This is a genomic window from Neobacillus solisequens (assembly GCF_051233465.1).
GTDB lineage: Bacteria > Bacillota > Bacilli > Bacillales > Cytobacillaceae > Neobacillus.
Genome location: NZ_JBKFGJ010000001.1, coordinates 19,861 through 39,246, shown reverse-complemented (window position 1 = coordinate 39,246; position 19,386 = coordinate 19,861). Strand labels below are relative to the sequence as shown.

At 37.1% G+C, this 19,386-nt stretch carries 24 protein-coding genes; 4 read left to right on the top strand and 20 right to left on the bottom strand.

What is annotated here, in order from left to right; all coding sequences use genetic code 11:
- Positions 1-102: 102 nt before the first annotated feature.
- Positions 103-705, bottom strand: a complete 603-nt coding sequence (locus ACI3K6_RS00240; protein ID WP_435553233.1) for a YphA family membrane protein — start codon at positions 703-705, stop codon at positions 103-105.
- A 111-nt stretch (positions 706-816) separates the two neighbouring features.
- Between ACI3K6_RS00240 and ACI3K6_RS00235 the strand changes: the two genes are divergently transcribed.
- Positions 817-957: a YpzI family protein gene (locus tag ACI3K6_RS00235; RefSeq protein WP_335481457.1), complete on the top strand. Its 141-nt coding sequence runs from the start codon at positions 817-819 to the stop codon at positions 955-957.
- A 32-nt stretch (positions 958-989) separates the two neighbouring features.
- Here the strand turns inward: ACI3K6_RS00235 and fni are convergent, their stop codons facing one another.
- From fni to ACI3K6_RS00165, 14 genes are all read right to left on the bottom strand, one after another.
- Positions 990-2,048 carry a type 2 isopentenyl-diphosphate Delta-isomerase gene (gene fni / locus ACI3K6_RS00230; protein ID WP_335479870.1) on the bottom strand — a complete coding sequence of 353 codons (1,059 nt, stop codon included), beginning with the start codon at positions 2,046-2,048 and terminating at the stop codon, positions 990-992.
- 5 nt (positions 2,049-2,053) lie between these two features.
- A complete protein-coding gene (gene rpsA / locus ACI3K6_RS00225) occupies positions 2,054-3,193 on the bottom strand; it encodes a 30S ribosomal protein S1 (RefSeq protein WP_435553232.1) in 1,140 nt (379 codons plus the stop codon).
- Between the two features lie 138 nt (positions 3,194-3,331).
- Complete coding sequence (locus ACI3K6_RS00220; RefSeq protein WP_335476568.1) at positions 3,332-3,913, bottom strand: lysophospholipid acyltransferase family protein; 582 nt, start codon at positions 3,911-3,913, stop codon at positions 3,332-3,334.
- 2 nt (positions 3,914-3,915) lie between these two features.
- Entirely contained in the window at positions 3,916-4,590 is a 675-nt protein-coding gene (cmk, locus tag ACI3K6_RS00215) for a (d)CMP kinase (protein WP_335476474.1), read from the bottom strand.
- Positions 4,591-4,700: 110 nt separating this feature from the next.
- Positions 4,701-4,880, bottom strand: a complete 180-nt coding sequence (locus tag ACI3K6_RS00210) for a YpfB family protein (RefSeq protein ID WP_435553231.1) — start codon at positions 4,878-4,880, stop codon at positions 4,701-4,703.
- 356 nt (positions 4,881-5,236) lie between these two features.
- Positions 5,237-6,586: a germination protein YpeB gene (gene ypeB, locus ACI3K6_RS00205; RefSeq protein ID WP_335476477.1), complete on the bottom strand. Its 1,350-nt coding sequence runs from the start codon at positions 6,584-6,586 to the stop codon at positions 5,237-5,239.
- A gap of 13 nt (positions 6,587-6,599) precedes the next feature.
- Positions 6,600-7,388 (bottom strand): spore cortex-lytic enzyme, encoded by a 789-nt coding sequence (sleB, locus tag ACI3K6_RS00200; protein ID WP_435553252.1) that lies wholly within the window; start codon positions 7,386-7,388, stop codon positions 6,600-6,602.
- Positions 7,389-7,532: 144 nt separating this feature from the next.
- The gene (gene prsW / locus ACI3K6_RS00195; RefSeq protein ID WP_335476481.1) at positions 7,533-8,222 is read right to left on the bottom strand and encodes a glutamic-type intramembrane protease PrsW; all 690 of its coding nucleotides are present in this window, start codon (positions 8,220-8,222) and stop codon (positions 7,533-7,535) included.
- Between the two features lie 105 nt (positions 8,223-8,327).
- Entirely contained in the window at positions 8,328-9,284 is a 957-nt protein-coding gene (locus ACI3K6_RS00190) for an asparaginase (protein WP_335476483.1), read from the bottom strand.
- A gap of 6 nt (positions 9,285-9,290) precedes the next feature.
- Positions 9,291-10,262 carry a YpdA family putative bacillithiol disulfide reductase gene (locus ACI3K6_RS00185; RefSeq protein WP_435553230.1) on the bottom strand — a complete coding sequence of 324 codons (972 nt, stop codon included), beginning with the start codon at positions 10,260-10,262 and terminating at the stop codon, positions 9,291-9,293.
- 96 nt (positions 10,263-10,358) lie between these two features.
- Entirely contained in the window at positions 10,359-11,636 is a 1,278-nt protein-coding gene (locus tag ACI3K6_RS00180; protein WP_335476487.1) for a Glu/Leu/Phe/Val family dehydrogenase, read from the bottom strand.
- 225 nt (positions 11,637-11,861) lie between these two features.
- Positions 11,862-12,440: an adaptor protein MecA gene (locus ACI3K6_RS00175; protein WP_435553229.1), complete on the bottom strand. Its 579-nt coding sequence runs from the start codon at positions 12,438-12,440 to the stop codon at positions 11,862-11,864.
- Positions 12,441-12,509: 69 nt separating this feature from the next.
- A complete protein-coding gene (locus tag ACI3K6_RS00170; protein WP_435553228.1) occupies positions 12,510-12,878 on the bottom strand; it encodes a hypothetical protein in 369 nt (122 codons plus the stop codon).
- Between the two features lie 64 nt (positions 12,879-12,942).
- Positions 12,943-13,575, bottom strand: a complete 633-nt coding sequence (locus ACI3K6_RS00165; protein ID WP_335476494.1) for a CBS domain-containing protein — start codon at positions 13,573-13,575, stop codon at positions 12,943-12,945.
- Positions 13,576-13,716: 141 nt separating this feature from the next.
- Between ACI3K6_RS00165 and ACI3K6_RS00160 the strand changes: the two genes are divergently transcribed.
- From ACI3K6_RS00160 to ACI3K6_RS00150, 3 genes are read left to right on the top strand one after another with little or no spacing between them, the layout of a single operon-like run.
- Positions 13,717-13,947, top strand: a complete 231-nt coding sequence (locus ACI3K6_RS00160; RefSeq protein WP_335476496.1) for a spore coat associated protein CotJA — start codon at positions 13,717-13,719, stop codon at positions 13,945-13,947.
- On the top strand, positions 13,944-14,204 hold the full coding sequence (locus ACI3K6_RS00155; RefSeq protein WP_435553227.1) for a spore coat protein CotJB: 261 nt from the start codon (positions 13,944-13,946) through the stop codon (positions 14,202-14,204). The genes ACI3K6_RS00160 and ACI3K6_RS00155 overlap by 4 nt, the downstream gene beginning before the upstream one ends.
- Positions 14,205-14,225: 21 nt before the next feature.
- Complete coding sequence (locus ACI3K6_RS00150) at positions 14,226-14,795, top strand: manganese catalase family protein (protein ID WP_435553226.1); 570 nt, start codon at positions 14,226-14,228, stop codon at positions 14,793-14,795.
- A gap of 24 nt (positions 14,796-14,819) precedes the next feature.
- Here the strand turns inward: ACI3K6_RS00150 and ACI3K6_RS00145 are convergent, their stop codons facing one another.
- The 5 genes from ACI3K6_RS00145 to ACI3K6_RS00125 all read right to left on the bottom strand — a co-directional run bounded on the left by ACI3K6_RS00145 (position 14,820) and on the right by ACI3K6_RS00125 (position 19,177).
- The gene (locus ACI3K6_RS00145) at positions 14,820-15,275 is read right to left on the bottom strand and encodes a DUF2663 family protein (RefSeq protein ID WP_335476506.1); all 456 of its coding nucleotides are present in this window, start codon (positions 15,273-15,275) and stop codon (positions 14,820-14,822) included.
- An 86-nt stretch (positions 15,276-15,361) separates the two neighbouring features.
- A complete protein-coding gene (locus tag ACI3K6_RS00140; protein ID WP_435553225.1) occupies positions 15,362-16,051 on the bottom strand; it encodes a LysM peptidoglycan-binding domain-containing protein in 690 nt (229 codons plus the stop codon).
- Between the two features lie 26 nt (positions 16,052-16,077).
- Positions 16,078-16,653, bottom strand: a complete 576-nt coding sequence (locus ACI3K6_RS00135; protein ID WP_435553224.1) for a CPBP family intramembrane glutamic endopeptidase — start codon at positions 16,651-16,653, stop codon at positions 16,078-16,080.
- A gap of 5 nt (positions 16,654-16,658) precedes the next feature.
- A complete protein-coding gene (locus tag ACI3K6_RS00130; protein WP_435553223.1) occupies positions 16,659-18,140 on the bottom strand; it encodes a RecQ family ATP-dependent DNA helicase in 1,482 nt (493 codons plus the stop codon).
- Positions 18,140-19,177 carry a YpbB family protein gene (locus ACI3K6_RS00125; RefSeq protein WP_435553222.1) on the bottom strand — a complete coding sequence of 346 codons (1,038 nt, stop codon included), beginning with the start codon at positions 19,175-19,177 and terminating at the stop codon, positions 18,140-18,142. The genes ACI3K6_RS00130 and ACI3K6_RS00125 overlap by 1 nt, the downstream gene beginning before the upstream one ends.
- Positions 19,178-19,386: the final 209 nt, after the last annotated feature.

The window sequence follows — 19,386 nt, the reverse complement described above, 5'->3', positions numbered from 1 at the left end:
AAAGATAAGAGATACCCTAAGAAATAAACCCTTCCATTCCTAGAAGGGCCTAACTTATATATTTTAGCAAATGTTAATCCTTTCCCGCAATGGAAAGTATCATTAAAGCTTTCTTTCTTTTTCTAAAAAATGAAAATGGTGTTGTAAAGTGGTTATGGTAGACTCGAGCATCTTCCATCCCACCAGTATTCCAGAAATTAAGGAAAAAACATCCAGATAGGACAGGTCACCTATTGAATAAGGAAATTGGTAGTTACTAATGAAATAGGCGTATAAAAATTCTCCCTGCATAGTGCCACAGGCAATCATTAATAATCTTCCCTTTAAGTCTTTGTGAAGAAGCAGGGCCAAGTATCCAATTACGGCACCCATCATCCACTCACGTTTAAATATAAGCCAAATCGGGTCGAAAATTTCGAATAAGAGAAAAGTAATATACGCGATGGATACAATAAGTGAACAAATGAAAAGATAGAGCATAGCACCTTTTTTTTCGAAACTTAAAAATAAATAGGTAAATAATAATAAAAACAAACCACCTAGGTAAATTTTATCATTTCCTATTGTCAAATAACGATCGGAAAAAATAATAATGACGAGAACAATAGCAGCTAATTTAAACCGATATGGATTTTGCTTACTCAAGATAAAGGTAACATACACCCAAAGCATCCAAAAAATCAAATAAAATAGAGTACCCTCCAAGGTCCACACACCTCCTATTATTTACATTATTGCTATTCTTTATGTACTTTCATACTTGCCTGCATAATATTTTTGGGATGATTTATCTTAATAGAAGGAGGTGCGAAAAGCATGGGAAAAGACCGCCAAGAGAAAAAGTTAAAAGAAAGTAAAAAAGTGGAGTCTGATCGTGATCAGGCATTACACTATCCCGGTTCTACGAAGCTTTCCAGTCCTGAGGAAGCCAGAGGATTAAATGACAATAAATATTAACGAAAAAAGCTCCCGGTTTTTTCCGGGAGCTTTTATATGGAGCGTCTGCTATAGGAACTAGTTTCAATACCTCTTTGAGTTAACCATTGATACGTTTCTCCAGTGATAACTAATGGTACTCTTTTTAAATCAGCCATTCGTTTTGCCCCAAGCGCTGTCATAATCATTTTCACTTCTTGTTGAAGGTTCTCAATTTCGGCAATTAAATGTTCCAGTCCCTTTTCAACTAGGATACGTAATAGATAGCCCGCCATTCCGACGGCATCTGCACCTAAAGCAATGCTCTTAACAATGTCTTCTGCACCCTTAATGCCGCCTGATGCAATCACAAATAAAGGACCTCCAGCCATTGCCTCTACAATTGAGACAGGCGTGGTTATTCCCCATTTTGCAAAATAGGAGAGTGCCTTATTCCTGCGTTTATTTTCAATTTCGGCGAAATTGGTGCCTCCAAAACCACCTACATCCACGATAGATACACCTACGGATGATAAAGCAGCAGCAGTTTCCTTAGACATTCCAAATCCAACCTCTTTAACGATTACAGGGACGTTTACGGAATTGACAATTGTCTCAATCCGGTTTAGAGCACCTTTAAAATCTCGATCCCCTTCCGGCATTGCTAATTCCTGAATAACATTTAAATGTATTTGCAAGGCATTCGCTTGCACCATTTCAATGACTGTTCGTGCCTCTTCGCCCGTTGCTTCACTGCCAATGTTGGCAAGAATGATTCCATTTGGGTTCTCTTTTCTGACTATTTCGAACGTATATCGTTCATTTTTATTTTTAACCGCAGCCATTTGAGAACCGACAGCCATGGCAAGACCCGTTTCTTTAGCCGTTTTAGCGAGGTCCTTATTTATTTGATACGTTTTTTCACCACCGCCACCGGTCATTGCATTGATAAAAATTGGCGAACTTAAATAAAGTTCGCCAATTGATTGGTCTAATCGAACATCGAACACACTAATATTGGGTAAGCTTTGATGAACAAATTTTATGTCATCAAAAGCAGAAGAAGGTTGTTGCCCGGTTTCCAGAGCAAAACGAATGTGGTCCCATTTACGTTCGGATCTAGACAAGTTCATCACCATTATTTTCTTAAATTCTTTAATTTATCGCCAATAACTTCCCCTAGTTGAAAACCTTTTGTTTCTTCAGGAAGTTCATAATCTATTTTTTCTTCCACATCTTTTTCAAGCAGGTCTTTAATACTTAATGATAAACGCTGTTCATTTTCGTTCACATCAAGGACTTTAACAGACACTTCTTGTCCTTCTTTTAATACCTCATGTGGAGTTCCAATGTGTTTATGCGCAATTTGAGAAATATGCACAAGTCCTTCAACACCAGGAAATACTTCAATAAACGCTCCGTATGAAACTAATCGTTTAACCTTTCCAGTTAATGTAGAACCTTTTGGAGCCTTCTCAGAAATATTGGACCATGGTCCAGGCAATGTTTCTTTGATGGAAAGGGAAATTCTTTCATTGTCGCGGTCAACGCTTAATACTTTTACTTGCACTTTTTGTCCTTCTTGAACGACATCCGTTGGTTTGTCTACGTGTTCATAGGATAATTGTGAAATATGCACAAGTCCATCAATTCCACCAATATCAACGAATGCCCCAAAATCCGTAATTCTTTGAACAGTACCTTCAATCACTTGCCCCACCTCAATAGAGTCAAGGCGATTTTGCTTTTGTTTTACCTTTTCTTCTTCTAAAACAGCTCGATGAGAAAGAATTAGACGATTCTTATCTTTATCAAGTTCCACAATTTTAAAAGTCATCTGTCTTCCTTTATAATCACTGAAATCCTCAACAAAGTAATTTTCTACTAGAGATGCCGGAACAAATCCACGGACACCAAGATCTACAACGAGTCCACCTTTGACGACATCTTTTACTTCTGTCTCAATGATTTCTCCGTTATTGAATTTTTCTTCAAGGCTGTCCCATGCTTTTTCAGCATCTACTTTTCTTTTTGAAAGGATGAGTGCTTCCTCTTCAACCTTTAAAACTTCTAGGTCAAGTTCGTCACCTTCAGCAACAACATCTGATGCTTTTTCAATATGGAGGCTGGACAACTCGCTAATTGGAATAATTCCATCAAGTTTACTGTCTCTAATATCAACAAGAACCTGTTTTTCTTCCACTTTTGTCACTTGCCCGGAGACCTTGTCTCCTACCTCAAAATTTCTTACTTCCACTTGATTTAACTCTTCAGACATATGTAATCCTCCTTCATCCATAACTGCAGAAACTAAACTATATATGATCCTAAACGGATTCATAAAAACTAAAGAATATTCAAAAAAAGAATCTCAATTATTAACTTCTTACAAATGCTCTATTTTGTCAAGCAGAACCTATTGATGTTCTTTAATAAGTTTATGAATTTCTGACATAATTAATTCGGTAACTATTTCAGCAGAGGCTTTAGATTTTCTTAATTCATCTAATTGAATGGGTTGCCCAAAAACCACCTTTAATTTATGTAAGCTTTTATATGGTCCAATCACAGCACAAGGAACAACTAAGCAATCCGACCTAAGAGCAAAGAACCCTGCTCCTGCCAAGCCTTTTCCTAAATCTCCTGTTTTACTTCTGGTTCCCTCAGGGAAAAGTCCTAATACATTTCCTTCTTTTAAAACTCCTATACCTTTTCGTAATGCTTCTCTGTCACTCATTCCTCGCTTAACAGGGAAAGCATTACATTTTCTGACAATTTCACCCAATACAGGAACTTTAAATATTTCTTCCTTTGCCATGAAATGAACAGGTCTTGGAGCCGAAATCCCAACAACAATAGGATCAAAATTATGGATATGGTTAGAGCATAACATCACTCCACCATCTTTTGGGAAATTTTCTGCCCCGATTACTTGTATTCGATACCAAGGTTTAAAAATGGAGTTCACAACTCCTCTAGCAAAAGCATAAAACGTCACCATCATCCAACCCTTTCAGACACAAGTGCCATTATTTTCTCGACTACTTCGTGAATGGTCAAAGAGGTGGTGTCGATTTCAATTGCGTCGTCAGCTTTTCTTAATGGAGCTACTTCTCTTTCTGAGTCTATTTTGTCCCTACGGGCTATTTCCTCTTTTAATTTTTCAAGATCAGATGGGAATCCTTTTTCTATGTTCTCATTATGCCGACGTACTGCTCGTTCTTCCACACTAGCAAGCAGGAAGAATTTCGCTTCCGCATTTGGTAGAACATGCGTACCGATATCCCGTCCATCCATAACAACGCCGCCATTTTTTGCAAATGCCTGTTGTCTTTTTACCATTTCCTCTCGTACCTTTTGATGCTTTGATACAATGGAAACAGAATTGGTTACTTCTGCAGTTCTTATCTCTTTTGTTACATTCTTCTGATCTAAGAACACCAATTGCCCATTTTCGGAAGGTTGAAGTTCAATTTCTGTATCCAGCAAGCAATCTATCATTGCTTCATGGTCTTCCAGATTAAGTTGGTTAGCAATTGCCTTAAATGTCAATGCCCGATACATTGCACCTGTATCTATATAGATATACGATAATTTTTCGGCAACAATTTTTGCAACGGTACTTTTTCCGGCTGCAGCAGGCCCATCAATCGCAATCGAAATTTTCTTATTCATAATTCCTCCTAAATACTTCCTGTTTTACACAAGGTTGTCCTTTTTCTATTTTACCACAAGATTGCATGATACTCCTTTTTTTCTTTACAAAATTAAAGCGATGTCTTTTATTATTTACCTTTTAGGGTTTGTAAAATATCTGTAAATTTAGTTTTACTAACTCCCTCATATTTGGTAATTTGTTTTAACTCAGGCATCACATCTAATTGATGAAAGATAAATTGAGATAAGAATAAAAAAAGAAACTGTACAAGGATGACTTTTATTAAAATTGCTTCTGCCTTTTTCAACATTTTTCCTCCAACCGATTTTTTACCTATTATTGGAGCAATGAAAATGTTTTATTCCCTAAGGTATATTTAGAAAAAGGCTGTGTTAAAGACCAGTGTTGGTTCTTTACACTCTGTTGATTGGAGCGGAAGGTGCGAAGACTCCTCGAAAATGCTAACGCATTTCCTTCGTGCGTGGGCGAATTCTAGGAAGAAAATCAACGTCCTGTGGGAGTACGGTTCTGGAGAGAACCCGCAGGCGCAAGCGCCGAGGAGGCTCGCCGAAACCCCCACGAACCGCTTGCACCTGGAGCGCAAATCAACAGCCAAGTTTAACAGAGCCATCAAAAAAGAAAGGAAAAGCAAACGCTTTTCCCTCATAGAACATTTTCATATATAGCTTCTGCATTTTTCAATTTCTCTACTTCCTCTTCTATTCCATTCTGGGCATTTATAAATATACGATAGGTGTCATCACCGATCGTTCCAAGGAATTCATAACAGAGGACCTCTTCATTAAGATCGTTGACAATCACTGCTTGCCGATCTTCCATTACCTTCAAATTCGGATTTATTTTCGCCCTTGCTTGTTCCAGGGTAATGGCTGGCTTCCCGAAGTTCCTTGTTTGAAATGATTTTAAGTATTCTTCTGCTGACACACCAACAATATCACCATTATCCAAGGCAACTTTTACTTTAATAGATTCAGGATAGATCCTGATTCCGTTGATATTGGTCACAAAATTAAATACACCAATACTATCATATTGTGTACTTTCAAAAGTTTCTAAATCCTTGAAGCCATTTTCCTTAAGGAATGCCAACGCCCGATTATTCGCGTCGTTTAAACTAATTACTTGTTTCTTCACATCACGGTTATTAATAAACCAAATTGGGTGGCCCGCTTTTTTGGTAAGATCCATACTTGCTTCTTGACCAGTTTGACCACTTTTCACCGCAACACTGTAAAATCCGTAATCCGAACCTTTCCCGTTTTCGGTAACTTTTATATTTACTTTTCCGTTTATATTCATATATTTTCGGGCAATTTGCACGGCATCTTGTTTTGAAATTTTCTTTCCTTTTATCTTTTTATAATTCTCATCCTTCTTTTGAAAATTTGCAAAGGTAGTCCCGTTATCAGATTCATTATAGCCTGTTACCGTTTTTTCAACGGTTTTAAAACCATCGATGATAGTATTATCCGTTGTTTCTTTACCAGATGCCAATGCTAATTCTACGTCCATCCAACGCAAATTATTTTTCAGTACCATGCTTTGAACTTTCCGCAGTTCACTCTGAATTTCTCCAGACTGTTGATATAAAGTATTTAAGGTTTTATACTCCTCTTTTGTAAGTGGTTCTTTATCAAGGTCTCTGACAGCTGTACGATAACTAAAATTCCCAATGTTAGCCAAAAACTCCTCTGTCTTATTGAATGGCAGTAATGTCAGGGGCAATTGCCCAACATCACCATGTGCTTGAGAAGTCAGGCGCCATACTTCCACTAAGGAAGGGGAAAGTGAATTTCTCGAATTCATTGCGAGAGTTGTACCGATTTTATCATGCAATAAATCCATTCTGTATGATAGATTATGAAAGGCCCGTTGATAGTTATTTTCAGCATTTAAAAGAACTGCATTTTTTTCCTGGTGTTCCTGGTAACCCCAATAGGCTGTTCCAGCCACACCAATGGCTAAGATTCCAATTAATATTCCTCTAATCACGCTTCATTCACCTCTACTTACAGAAAATATGTTTCCCAATCCGTTTAATTTGCGGACGACCCCAAATCCAGGAGCTGGTCGCTGTCGCAGGATTAAAATAATATAGTGCCTCGCCTGTTGGATCCCAACCGTTGAGTGCGTCCAATACTGCTTTTTTCGATGTTTCATTTGGCGTGAGCCAAATTTGTCCATCCGCAACTGCCGTAAATGCTCCCGGCTCAAAGATAACGCCTGAAACTGTATTTGGAAACGATGCACTATTAATACGATTTATAATAACTGCTGCAACCGCCACCTGACCTACATACGGCTCACCACGGGATTCACCATGTACTGCATTCGCCAATAATCTTATATCATTTTGCGAAAACCCTTTAGGGACGTTGGAAGCTGTTGGTTTACTCGCTGCTGTTTTTTTAGGGGCAGATGTTTTTTTTACAGGCGCTTTACTCTTTGATGCAGCGGTTTGTTTCTTCGGATCGACTCCACCATAATAGGTGAATTTTTTTCCTGACTGTATTTGTTGTTTGACAAATTGCTTATCGTACTTACTTGCTTTAACCAGTTTAGCCTTTGTGGTTGCACCTGCGATCCCATCAGTTGGCAAGCCAAATTTATATTGAAAGTTTCGCAGTGCCCAATAAGTACTCCAATCAAACACACCGTCAATCTTCCCATGATAAAAACCTGTATATTGCAGCCTAGCCTGAAGTTCAATCACATCATCACCTACTGCACCTTTTTGAATCACCTGTCTGGTAAAGGCATGTGCCACCTTTGAATCTACACAGGAAAGTGGCATTACTAAAATAATCGTCAACAGAAGTCCTTTTGATAGAAATTTTTTGATTGGCATGGAATAATAACCCCCATTGTAAATCTTTTTACAGTAACCCTATTTTTTGCTGTTCCAGTATTTTTATTCCAATAAAAAAACTCTACATATTTAGGAATGTAGAGTTTTTTGCATAGAATATTGTTTTTTCATATGATTGGCACTTAGGATCCTTGCAGTTTTTACTTTTGTTAAGCCAAACCACCAAAGGAAAATCATAAACGGGAATATCATGATTAACCAATGTTTTTGTGTCAGCAAAATGAAATCATAAAAACCATGGAGGATAAATGGCAAGAAAAGTGAAAGCATTAGCCATTTAGTTTTATTACCTTCCATAAATTTTGTTTTCCCAAAGTAAAAGCCCATAATGACACCGAACAACGCATGACTTGACACTGGTAAAAGTGCCCGTGTCATTGCATGTTCAATTCCATTAGCAATGAGGTAATATATATTTTCAACTGTAGCAAAACCAAGTGAAACTGCAACCCCGTACACAATTCCATCAAACGGTTCGTCGAACTCCACATGTTGGTAAACAGCATAATAGAGGATGAACCATTTGAAAAACTCTTCAAGAAGACTCGTACTTAAAAAGGCATCTAATAAATTAGAGTGAATTAAATTCTCAGTTTGGATCACATGCTGGATAAACATAATCGGGAACACCAGCAAAGCTCCATACAAAAAAGTCCGCAGTACAAACGAAATCGGTTCTGATTCATATTCATCTTTTAAATAAAAAAACAAAAGCAAGGCCAAACCAGGAGCAATCCCGGCAGATAATAATCCCAGCATGATGAACCTCTTTTCAAACCCATTTTCTTAATCGTAACATGGATGGAACCATAATGAAATGAAAGTTTTTATTTCCACTCTACTTTTTGGATTATTTTACCAATATCAAAAATGAATGTGTTCTAAATTGCTGGCAAGAGCAACCGCTAATTTGATTCTTGCTTTTTTAGAATCATTATCACTTCCAAGAATAACGCCTTTTTTATACAAATCATAGGCGCTTCCTTCATAATCATATGTTGTATAGACTGAGCCTTCCTCGGCACTGGTAGTGATCACAATCTTAATACCTTCTGAAATCGACTTTTCAATCTCTTCCATCATCTCTGGAGCAACCTGGCCTCGTCCTACTCCCTCAAGAACAATTCCTTTTACACCTGCTTCTCTGGCTACTTTTATAAACTTTCCATCTGCCCCGATGTAACATTTTATGATTTCAACTTGTGGAATAGATGAATTAATCTCAAAATATTCTCTTTTCACAGGCTTTTGAAAAACGTGAACTTCATCATTATCAATAATCCCCAGATATCCAAATCCAAAGACATTAAAACCTTGGATATTTGAAGCATGTTCTTTTTTTACATACCTTGCTGCAAAAATTCGCTCGTTAAAAACAACAACGGTTCCAACGTTATGTAAATCGTTTGAACAAGCAGAATAAATGGCATGTCGCAAATTTATATAAACATCGCTACCAAGATCATCTATTGAACGTTGTGATCCTGTTACAATTACCGGCCTGCTGTCTTTAATTGTTAAATCAAGAAAATATGCCGTTTCTTCCATTGTATCTGTACCATGGGTAACGACAACACCCGAAACTTGTTCATCCTTAAAATAACCGTCAATTTTATTTTTTAATACGACTAAGTCATCAAATGTAATATGAATACTCGCTTTTTGAAAAACGGATTCCACAATGACTTCAATGTCTGTAGGTAAATTACACATAGATGCCAGCTCTTCACCTGTTAATGCGCCTGAAGCTAATTTTCCTGATTCCTTATTTGGTTTACTGGCAATCGTTCCTCCTGTAGTTAACAATACAACCTTTTTCATTCCAATTTACCCTCTTTTCTCTTTTTCAAATATTGCATTTGCAATATGAAAACCGTGAAATCTCCCGTTTTCAATAAATATCTCATTCGCATTATTTCCTGCTGCAATAACCCCAGCAATAAAAATCCCCTCTATGTTCGTTTCATATGTTTCAGGGTGAAACGAAGGTCTTCCCGTTTCAGGGTCTATGGTAACCCCCATCATTTGTAAAAATTGATGATCAGGATGATAGCCTGTCATCGCAAAGACAAAATCATTTTTTATCTCTTTTTGGACTCCATTTTTCAGATAAATGACTTGATCCTCAGTAATTTCTTTCACAATGGAGTTAAATTCCATGTTTACTACTCCGTCTCGTACTAATGCCTCAAATTCCGGAAGAATCCATGGTTTAATACTTTGTGAATACTGTGAACCTCTATAAATAACCGTGACTCTTGCTTTTGCTTTAACAAGTTCTATGGCTGCATCGACACTGGAGTTTTTCCCGCCAATAACGCAAACATCCTTATCAAAATAAGGGTGAGCCTCTTTAAAGTAATGGGACACCTTTGATAATTCTTCCCCTGGAACGTTCATATAATTTGGATGGTCGTAATAGCCCGTGGCAATTACAACATAACGTGATTGGTAATCATTTTTATCGGTCTTTACCATAAATAGATCATCCTGTTTTGTTACCTCAACCACATGCTCAAAGGCATTGATGCGCAGGCCCTTTCTCATTGCCACTTCCCGATAATAGACAAGAGCCTGATTTCTTTTAGGCTTATAATTTTCGGTTAAAAACGGAACATCAGCAATCTCTAATTTTTCACTGGTACTAAAAAAGGTTTGATGTGTTGGATAATGATAAATGGAGTTTACAATATTGCCTTTCTCAATAATTAGCGGCTTTTTTCCGATTTCTTGCAGCGCAATTGCTGCTGCCAAACCGCATGGTCCCCCACCGACGATGATGATCTCTTCATTTTGCAAGTCCGTTACTCCCTTTCATCCAAATAAAATCTATTACATTATAATAAAAAAACTCCCATCTGTTAATGATAGGAGTTTTGTTTTGATATTTCAATATTAAATCCAGCCTCTAAAACGGCTTGCTTCAGCCATTTTCCTAACCCCAACCATATATGCAGCCAAACGCATGTCGACACGACGGGTCTCAGCTGTATCATATATATTGTTGAAGGATTTAACCATGACTTTTTCCAGTTTCTCTTCAACTTCTTCTTCTGTCCAATAATATCCCTGATTATTTTGAACCCATTCAAAATAAGAAACGGTAACGCCACCCGCTGAGGCAAGAACATCCGGTACTAATAAAATTCCACGTTCTGTAAGAATTTCCGTAGCTTCTAATGTAGTCGGACCATTTGCAGCTTCAACCACAATGCTGGCACGGATATTATGGGCATTTTCCTCTGTAATCTGATTTTCGATTGCAGCCGGTACAAGAATATCGCATTCAAGTTCAAGTAATTCTTTATTTGTAATGGTATTGTTAAAGAGTTTTGTAACAGTTCCAAAGCTGTCACGCCGGTCTAATAAATAATCAATATCAAGGCCATTTGGATCATATAGTGCGCCATAAGCATCGGAAATGCCGATTACTTTCGCCCCTGCATCATGCATAAATTTCGATAGGTAGCTTCCGGCATTTCCGAAGCCCTGAATAACAACCCTTGCTCCTTCAATTGAAATGCCCTTCTTTTTCGCAGCCTCCCGAATACAAATCGTTACACCTTTCGCAGTGGCTGAATCACGGCCATGTGAACCTCCAAGTACCAATGGTTTCCCTGTAATAAACCCAGGGGAATTAAATTCGTCAATTCGGCTGTATTCATCCATCATCCAAGCCATAATTTGCGAATTAGTAAATACATCGGGAGCAGGAATATCCTTTGTAGGTCCTACAATTTGACTGATAGCCCGTACATATCCACGGCTCAATCTTTCAAGTTCCCTAAAAGACATGTCGCGTGGATCACAGACGATTCCGCCTTTACCGCCACCATATGGAAGATCAACGATTCCGCATTTTAAGCTCATCCAAATTGAAAGAGCCTTCACTTCAGTCTCTGTAACACCGGGATGAAAGCGAATTCCACCTTTTGTTGGACCGACTGCGTCATTATGCTGTGCGCGATAACCGGTAAATATTTTAACTGAACCGTCATCCATTCTGACGGGAATTTTAACAGTCATCATACGTAATGGCTCTTTTAAGAGCTCGTAAACCTCTTCAGGATATCCTAATCTATCAAGGGCTTTATGAATAACTGTCTGTGTAGATTTTAACACATTATGTTTGCCCTCTTGATTAGTCTTTTCAGTATCTTTTTCGGCTGCCATTTGTAAACCTCCTAAGAAATCACTTTTACGAATGTTGTCCGCGCTTTCAGTCACAAGTATACACCTTTACATGAGTAATGCAAATAATTAATATATATACTTTTTTTGTTTAATACCGTGTATATGTAAACGTTACCACGCATGATGGCAACGTTAAATTTTTATTCCGTATTCCAGCTGATAATAGTCATACCGCCACCTTCATATAGCTGCATTATTATACCCTTATTTAAAATAATGCATTATGGTCTCGATTGCATTTTTCTCCAAAATCCTGTTTCCGTATTCCGCCAAAATATAAGGACTCTGAATAGACGCATTTCCGAATTCGGCTAATAAGGGTGCCGTAATTTCTCTTGACCCCGCTTCTTTATCGAGCAATAGAAAATATTGATTATTCATTCTATATAAACTTCCACCAAAAATATTCAGTGAAGCCAGTCTTTTTGAAAGGTTAATAATGTCCTCAAATTCCTCAAATTCATATAAAAGATCCTCGAATCCCCCCACTCTAACCTGCATCTCTATAAATCCATCTGCTAATATTTCTTCATCTTCTTTAACATCATCAACCGTAATAATCATTATCAACCCTTGTGCATGGAGGGAGAAAATTTCCACCGCTACAGAACCCCTTATATCAACATCAAATTCTACACTTGCCTCTTCAAGTAAATCATGAAAGAGCTGATTCCATTTACCTGAATCTTTCCATATTTCCTCATTGGATAATCCTCTTTCAAACAAATCATCAGAGGTTAAAAAAATTTTAATTTTATTTGCTGCTAAGCGTTCCAAGCGCATGATTTAGCCCCCTGCCGTGACCTAACTCTTGTTTCTAGAGTATGCATCGGGGCGTATATTGTGAATGTCTTACATGTTAATTGATGCTACACTGTAAATGACACTAACACACAAGATTAAGAGAGAATGTTCCCATCCCAACTGAAATAAAAAGAAAAAAACAACAAGACAACCTATCGAATTGAACAAAAAATACCACTTTTGCTCCTTTTGCTTACTGAATATCTTTCCCAAAGTATGTATAAGATCTCTAAAAACTCTCCCAGTAAAAATTACTCCAAGAAAAAAGGCCAATGTAGCAGCAAAAAACTCAAGAGGATGAATGACCAGTTCGATAAAAAAGTCCCCCAGTATAAACGGATGCTGAACAGTAATCCATTTAATGACTAAATAGCCGCAAATAAAAACTCCTAAAAGTCTAATAAGCCTTAAAAACATCAAAATCCCTCCCATAACCAAATGTATGAGAGGGATTTACATTCTTTTCATATTTTTCAAAGTATTATACTTCTTTAATACTCAAAATCCGGAATCCATGTTCCTCCAGTTTTTTAATAAATTTATCAATATTATCTTTCTTCTCAATTTTCATCACGATTCTTCTGACAAGTTTATCAGTTTCATCAAAGGTAACTAGTGAAATAATATGCTCATGAAAATGATGGGCAATTTCAGCTAACCTTGCAATTCTGCCCTCTGTTTCGACAGAAGTAAAAGCGATTCTCACACCTGGACGATTGACTCCAAAAGCGCTTTCAAAAGAGCTTAAAACATCTGCCCTTGTAACGGCTCCAAGAAATTCAAGATTATCATTTACTACAGCTAACAGAGGAAAATCCTTCAAGTCTAGCAAAGTTTTTTCAAATAGTTCTGCACCCTTTAAATACCTATCTTGATATTTAGCAAGATCTTTAACTAAGGTTGAAGCTAAATATTCCTCTTTTGGTTGATTTGAAAGAAAATAATTTTCATAAATACTATATCTGGTAATAACCCCGGCGTAAAGGTTGCCACTCAAAACCGGTAATCCATCAATCTTGTGGGCTTCAAGCCTTTCAAGTGCAGAAGCTAAGGTTTCTGATTCTAGTGCGGTCACACATTCCTGTTTTGGAATCATGATATTCTTTACAAACATACCCATCACCTCAATGTAAATTACTTCACCTTTATTATACTTCTATATCTGGGGCAAAAAACCTCTAATATATTAAAGATTTATGTCATGTGACGAAAAATTTTTCATATGATTAATTGATGATGAATAAGGAGGTATGGTATGAATACTCATCTTAAAAGCTATCATCCGTACGCAAGTCCATTTGATCCTTGTAAACCCATTCTTGAAAAAGCCTATTCTACACCACCACATTTATATATTGGTTTCCAACCACCCAATTTGGAGCAGTTTTCACCTATGGAAGCTCTGAAGGCTGGGACCCTGTGGAAGGATTTTTATGATCCGTGGTACAGTCCTTATGAGAAAGGAAAAAGGGGGCCGTCAACATGAAGCAGGTTCCCGCTGAATATTATCAACTTATGGAACAACTCCAGGCAGTAGATTTTGTTTTGGTTGAACTGACCCTTTATTTAGATACCCATAATGATGATATGGAAGCAATAAATCAATTCAATCATTATGCAAAGGAAAGAAAAAGATTAAAAAAACAATTTGAAAGTCAATTTGGACCACTACAACAATTTGGCAATAGTTATTCTAATTATCCTTGGAATTGGGACGATAGTCCATGGCCTTGGCAAGTTTAATAGAAGGAGGGATCGTGTTACATGTGGATTTATGAGAAAAAATTACAATATCCGGTTCGCGTTAGTACATGTAATCCCATGTTAGCAAAATTTTTAATTGAACAATACGGCGGTGCTGACGGGGAACTTGCTGCTGCCCTAAGATATTTAAATCAACGTTACACGATTCCCGATAAAGTAATTGGCCTTCTCACGGATATTGGAACAGAAGAATTCGCTCATCTGGAGATGATTGCCACTATGGTGTATAAATTAACCAAAGATGCCACTCCTGAGCAATTAAAAGCGGCAGGGCTTTCAGAGCATTACGCGGATCATGATAGTGCCCTTTTTTATCATAATGCAGCAGGTGTCCCTTTTACGGCAACCTATATCCAAGCAAAAGGAGACCCAATCGCTGACCTTTATGAAGATATTGCGGCGGAAGAAAAAGCCCGAGCCACCTACCAATGGATTATCAATATGAGTGACGATCCAGATTTGAATGATGGTCTCAGGTTTTTGAGGGAAAGAGAAATCATTCACTCCCAACGGTTCCGTGAAGCAGTTGAAATCTTAAAGGATGAAAAGGGAAAAAAGAAAATATTTTAACTAGGAAGCAGTTGGACCTGCTTCTTATTTTTTTTCATGGTACAGGTTAATATCATAGGCTTTTTTCATCACATCAAAGACAATGTGCCTATTATTCCACTGTTCTTCTTTTTTCCATAAGTCTTTACTCCGATCTACAATTTCACAGCGGAGTTCTTGGTATTCTTTTTCTTTCTTTTCCTTTTGCTGTTTCAATACATTCATAGAACCGTATCCAATAATTGTAAGAGCTAATAATACTATATTCACCTGATCATTCACCGAAGCTGTGAACATGGCCATGAATGAGTAGGAATAATACTTGGCTATTGTAAAATAAAAATACACGAAATAAATAAGTGCCAATAACAAAGTGGCATATATTGAAATAAAATGTTTTTTTTCCGCCTTATCAAATTTATCCTTCCGTTTCCTAACATTCTCGAGCATTTGCTTTGTAGCTTCATCTGTATATTCCAAAGATTGAATCGGAGAATCCATCACTATCCCTCCATTTCTCCCTACATACTTATGAGCTTGTCTCCCTTTTTATGTATAAAAAAAACCGATTATTTAATCGGTTTTGGTTATTGGTTGAGCGGAATTTTCAAGACTTGCCCTTCTGTTAATTGGTCGCCTTGAAGTTGGTTGGCTCGCTTAATGATGTCCATCCCAGTTTGTGATCGATAATATTTCATGGCAATACCAAATAAAGTTTCTTTTGCCCTTACGGTATGGTATACAACTTTACTTGTTTGTTGTGGAGCTGGTTTTGGTTGAGGCTTTACAACTACCTTTTGTGGTGTACTATTTTTGTCCGAACCGCCGAAATTAGCCCCACCTTGATTGGAAACCTCTCCGGTATTTGGTGGCGCTGTTTCTGATTGGATTTGACTGTTCTCATCCTCTTTACCAACTGGGGTGTTTTCTGTTTTTCTTTGATCTTTTATCTTTTTTTCTTTGGTAGTTTCCAAATTCACCGTTTCATATCCAACATGTTCCCCTGATGTTTTAACCGCATTTGAAATTTTATGTCCATCCCGATAGAAAATAACACTGAAAATAATGACAGGAAGGAGAAAAAAGAATAACACTAGTAACCTGATCACTGGATATTTAACTTTCCATTTCATTTTCTTTTTCTTATTGCGATGCAGCTGTTCCCTTGGAGGCAGCGGGTCCATATTTTCAACTGTATGATTAGTATTGCCATTTAATTCTTTCACTTTTTGTCTTAAGCTTTCTGCTTGATCTCTATATTGATCTTCTTTATTCATAAACCCCAACTCCTTTATCACAAAAATCATTTCCTAGATCTGAACTTTATATAGACCCCTAATAAAAAATCAATAATAAAATGCATAACGATTGTAACAGCTAAATTATTAGTCCACTCGTACACGAAGCCAATCAATAGGCTTAGTGAAACGATATTAACAAATAAAAACCAATTAAATAGATACCGATAGTGTATGATGGCAAAAATGAAACTTGCCCAAATAAGTCCCACTTTCGTTTGAATGATTCCTCGAAACAATAATTCCTCACTAAATGCAACAAAAAAGGCGATAAAGAGAATGTGAAATACATTTCGATTTTTAAAAATTCGTTCGTTTAATCCCCCATCATCATAATAAGAAGCAGGTAACCATTTCATTAGAACCGCATCTATCATGACAACCACAATTCCGAGAGACAAACCTATCGTTATAATTTTACTGTCATGTATGCGAAACTGATTAAAATAGGAGAAATGATCATAAAAGAGCCACCCCAAAATGAACGAAGCAATCAACAGAATGATCTGTGTCAGATAGAGATGAAAAAGCAGTTCCCGATCCGTTAAACCTGAAATTAGTTCATTATATTTCGTTTTCATTTGTTTTACCCACTATTAATTAATAATTTTGCAAGATATTCTTTCCATGTTTCTGCTACTTTTCTTTCCTTCATATTGTGGTTCATCGCTTGATAATCCATAAGTTCCAGCCCACAATAATCACAGCAAGGCGTTACCTTTTCCTCCACTATTTCATCGAAGAATTCCAATATGAGTTCTCTTCTGCATCGTTTTGCCAAGATCCAATTTTTCATATAGAATATTTGGTCCTTTTTAACAGCCAATCGCTCATAAACAAACTTCAATATTTTCTCTTTTAAGCGATCATTTGATTCTTCCAATGAAGATTCGTTAAAGAAACCCTCCATAATTCTCCATTGTACTTCCGTAAATCCCCCAAGTTCCTTTAAATGAGCATGTAGCTCAGAACCGTCCACTTTAGAAATTTCCCTAAAAAGCCAATCAATTTGCTGCGGAGATGGCAGTTCTCCTTCCACCAATTGAAGAGGGATCTGTTCATCCCCTGGTGTATATAACAAAATCGCGATACTCGGTTTACCGTCACGTCCTGCTCTTCCGATTTCTTGTAAATATGACTCTAATGTCATCGGCATGTGGAAATGGATAATAAATCGAATATTTTCCTTATTAACGCCCATTCCAAACGCACTTGTAGCACAAATAACATCAAGCTGATCATGAATAAATTGCTGTTGAATTAATACTCGGGTATTCTGGTCAAGACCGCTATGATAAGGACTTGCTTCGCATATTCTCTGATCGGTCAATAGGGTTGCCATGGATTCAGCTGTTTTTTTACTGGAAAAATAAATAATGCCCGGCTTCGGTAGCTTAGACACCAACTCTAAAATTCGCTGCTCCTTTTCTTGGTATCCTGTTACTTCTTCCAAATATAATCCAATATTAGGACGATCAATGGATGAAATAACCTTTGAAACCTGTTTAAGGTCCAAAGACTGAATAATATCCTCCCGTACTTTGTCAGTTGCAGTAGCGGTAAGAGCAAGTGTTAATGGACTACCGAGTTGCCTGCGGATCACTCCAAGTTTGGAGTAATCTGGACGAAAGTCATATCCCCATTGTGAGATGCAATGGGCCTCATCGACTACAAATAAATCTATGGCTAGCTTTTGAAGCTTATGAATGATGTAGGGAATGGTTAGCATCTCAGGTGAAATAAATATATACTTATACTCATTTATATGATGAAGAACTCTATTTTTCTCATCTATAGACAGAAATGAATTTAGCGCCACTACTCTTTTTTCACCAAACCGTTTAAACTGCTCAACCTGATCAAGCATTAGTGATAGAAGTGGAGAAATGATTAAAATGTGTCCAGTTAGGACATAGCCTGGGAGATGGTAACATAATGTTTTACCAGTTCCGGTAGGGAGCATTGCCAACGTATGCTGTCCGGAAAGAATAGAGGTAATAACCTCCTTTTGTCCCGGTTTAAAGGTAGAATAGCCAAATTCCGTTTTTAATATTGTTTCTAAATCCATTATTGAACACCATACTTCGCCAAAACTAATCTGATTTGAAAGTAACTAGCTATTTTAACCTGGTCCTTAATATACTTGAGCTGTTTTGTGGTTAAACGCTTCGCCTGCTCTATAATCATTTCCTGTAATTCTTTATGAACATAGTCCTCAATCGAAAAATCATCTCTATGCAGGGCAATTTCTACAAGATGGTCTTCAATTGTACTCATTTTTAAATGACGTTCCGCCGCAATCATTTCAATTGAATAGCCTGATTTTAATAAATTCCAAGTTTTCCTTGTGGATTGAGTCATATCATTGTCCTGATCCAAACCATGCAAAAGAAAAGCTAGCAACGGAAAAGATAATAGATCACTTGAGATTTTTTGAATCATGAAATGTAGAATATTTAAGAAATCAAGATGGTAGTCCAGCGGGTCTAGATTTACTCGTTTCGCTGCTTGCAGAGATGTCAATCCAATCTGCCCGAATCCGGTTAGACGAAATACCATTAAAGAAGGGTTCATCTCACCAACCCCTTCGAAACAGCTGTTAATTTCAGAATAAAGTTCCGTTCCAAGTTCATGTCTTGAGACTTGAACTTGATGTACAACTTTTTTAAGCCAGTCTTGAACGTCCTTATTTTTTTGGATCGGAATATATCTGGTTTCTCCATAAGCAAAATGGGAAGCAACTTGAACAAATAAGGAAAGCCGCTCCCAAAAAACAGAGCTAATCTTTTGATATGTCCATCCATTTATATATTTTAGTCCTGAAAAGCTTTCTAAAATCCCCTCTCCAATTTGTGAAGGAAGATATTTTTGTTCACCGCAAGTTGTTATCAATCGTTCTTCTTCCATTACTTGTATAAAGGAATCAAACTCATCCCTAGTTATCGTTTCGAAGATCCCAAAATACTTCTTTAGCCTAAATAAATGTGCGTCTTGAATGGTTTGCGCTGACTTTTTTCCATTAAACAGATGAAAGATGGAATAAACCGTCCTTTCATTATTCAATCTTTTTAGACAATCTAGTATAACTGATTTACATTGGTTCAACGCATACACATCCTTTCCGACAATATTCCCCAAATTCCTCTTTATTCTACCATGAAAAACGTTTTCTTGTTGTTCAAAATTGTAGAAGTGACCAAAATAAACCGTAACTGGGATAAATGTATTTTTCTATTGAAAAGTTGTCGATACAGTTTTACAATAGAAATGTGAAATTTGTTTTCCAATTCATGTTTGGAAAATAGGTAAGACAA

Excerpts from the sequence above, each read along its gene's own strand:
- ACI3K6_RS00235 (WP_335481457.1), top strand. The coding sequence starts at position 817 with ATGGGAAAAGACCGCCAAGAGAAAAAGTTAAAAGAAAGTAAAAAAGTG.
- fni (WP_335479870.1), bottom strand. The coding sequence starts at position 2,048 with ATGAACTTGTCTAGATCCGAACGTAAATGGGACCACATTCGTTTTGCT.
- rpsA (WP_435553232.1), bottom strand. The coding sequence starts at position 3,193 with ATGTCTGAAGAGTTAAATCAAGTGGAAGTAAGAAATTTTGAGGTAGGA.
- cmk (WP_335476474.1), bottom strand. The coding sequence starts at position 4,590 with ATGAATAAGAAAATTTCGATTGCGATTGATGGGCCTGCTGCAGCCGGA.
- sleB (WP_435553252.1), bottom strand. The coding sequence starts at position 7,388 with ATGCCACTTTCCTGTGTAGATTCAAAGGTGGCACATGCCTTTACCAGA.
- prsW (WP_335476481.1), bottom strand. The coding sequence starts at position 8,222 with ATGCTGGGATTATTATCTGCCGGGATTGCTCCTGGTTTGGCCTTGCTT.
- ACI3K6_RS00190 (WP_335476483.1), bottom strand. The coding sequence starts at position 9,284 with ATGAAAAAGGTTGTATTGTTAACTACAGGAGGAACGATTGCCAGTAAA.
- ACI3K6_RS00180 (WP_335476487.1), bottom strand. The coding sequence starts at position 11,636 with ATGGCAGCCGAAAAAGATACTGAAAAGACTAATCAAGAGGGCAAACAT.
- ACI3K6_RS00175 (WP_435553229.1), bottom strand. The coding sequence starts at position 12,440 with ATGCGCTTGGAACGCTTAGCAGCAAATAAAATTAAAATTTTTTTAACC.
- ACI3K6_RS00170 (WP_435553228.1), bottom strand. The coding sequence starts at position 12,878 with ATGTTTTTAAGGCTTATTAGACTTTTAGGAGTTTTTATTTGCGGCTAT.
- ACI3K6_RS00165 (WP_335476494.1), bottom strand. The coding sequence starts at position 13,575 with ATGTTTGTAAAGAATATCATGATTCCAAAACAGGAATGTGTGACCGCA.
- ACI3K6_RS00160 (WP_335476496.1), top strand. The coding sequence starts at position 13,717 with ATGAATACTCATCTTAAAAGCTATCATCCGTACGCAAGTCCATTTGAT.
- ACI3K6_RS00155 (WP_435553227.1), top strand. The coding sequence starts at position 13,944 with ATGAAGCAGGTTCCCGCTGAATATTATCAACTTATGGAACAACTCCAG.
- ACI3K6_RS00150 (WP_435553226.1), top strand. The coding sequence starts at position 14,226 with ATGTGGATTTATGAGAAAAAATTACAATATCCGGTTCGCGTTAGTACA.
- ACI3K6_RS00145 (WP_335476506.1), bottom strand. The coding sequence starts at position 15,275 with ATGGATTCTCCGATTCAATCTTTGGAATATACAGATGAAGCTACAAAG.
- ACI3K6_RS00140 (WP_435553225.1), bottom strand. The coding sequence starts at position 16,051 with ATGAATAAAGAAGATCAATATAGAGATCAAGCAGAAAGCTTAAGACAA.
- ACI3K6_RS00135 (WP_435553224.1), bottom strand. The coding sequence starts at position 16,653 with ATGAAAACGAAATATAATGAACTAATTTCAGGTTTAACGGATCGGGAA.
- ACI3K6_RS00130 (WP_435553223.1), bottom strand. The coding sequence starts at position 18,140 with ATGGATTTAGAAACAATATTAAAAACGGAATTTGGCTATTCTACCTTT.